At 55.4% G+C, this 855-nt stretch carries 1 protein-coding gene; it reads left to right on the forward strand.

Going from position 1 to position 855, the window contains the following annotated elements; genetic code table 11:
• Positions 1-760, forward strand: a 760-nt coding sequence (locus HU755_RS26910; protein WP_186638288.1) for a transposase, incomplete at its 5' end; no start/stop codon positions are given.
• Between the last annotated feature and the right edge of the window lie 95 nt (positions 761-855).

Genomic DNA, 855 nt, shown 5'->3' on the forward strand with positions numbered 1-855 from the left:
GGTTCAGCACGTTGTGGGCGAGCCCGATGCGCGAAAAATGCGAACAGCGTCCGGACCGCTCGTGGCCTACAACATTCAAAGTGCGGTGGATGCCAAACATTGCCTGATTCTGCACCACGAAGTCACTCAGGAAGGCACTGACAATCGCCAGCTCGAACCGATGGCCAAAGCGGCCAAAGAGGAGCTGCATCAATCCGAACTCTGCGTCACGGCGGATGCGGGCTACTCCAATGGCGCCCAGTTTCAGGGTTGTGAAGATGCCGGCATCACGGCGTTTGTGCCACCGAATCGGGCCATCAACACCACCGGTGGCGAAGAGCAGTACTTTGATCGAACCGAATTCATTTACGACTCCGACAACGATCAATATCAGTGCCCCGCCGGTAACCAACTGACACTCAAACAACTGAGCAAGGACGACCGGATCTATCAGGCGGCTATCAGCGACTGCCGAAGTTGCCCGCTCAAAAGCCGCTGCACCAAGGCCGAGCGCCGATATCTGACGCGCCACGCCCACGAAGCGGCGTTTGAGCGAATGGAACGGCGAATGAAGGCCCATCCAGAAATGATGGTCAATCGCCGATCCATCGTCGAGCATCCCTTCGGCAATCTGAAACGATGGATCTTTGGCAACGGACGGTTTTTGCTGCGCCAGTTGAAGGGCACTCGCGCAGAAATGGCGCTTGCGGTACAGGCCTACAACTTGAAAAGGGCTATTCAGGTGCTGGGAGCGCAAAAGTTGATGACGCTGATGGGCTGAGAGGCCCTTTATTTTCAGTTTTCAGAAATACAAATGCCCCGACAAGTCGGGGCATTTGTATTTAACCGGGGCAGATTGCGTTTTCACACAGTCTG

The organism is Pseudomonas sp. SWRI111, assembly GCF_014268555.1.
Taxonomy (GTDB): domain Bacteria; phylum Pseudomonadota; class Gammaproteobacteria; order Pseudomonadales; family Pseudomonadaceae; genus Aquipseudomonas; species Aquipseudomonas hamedanensis.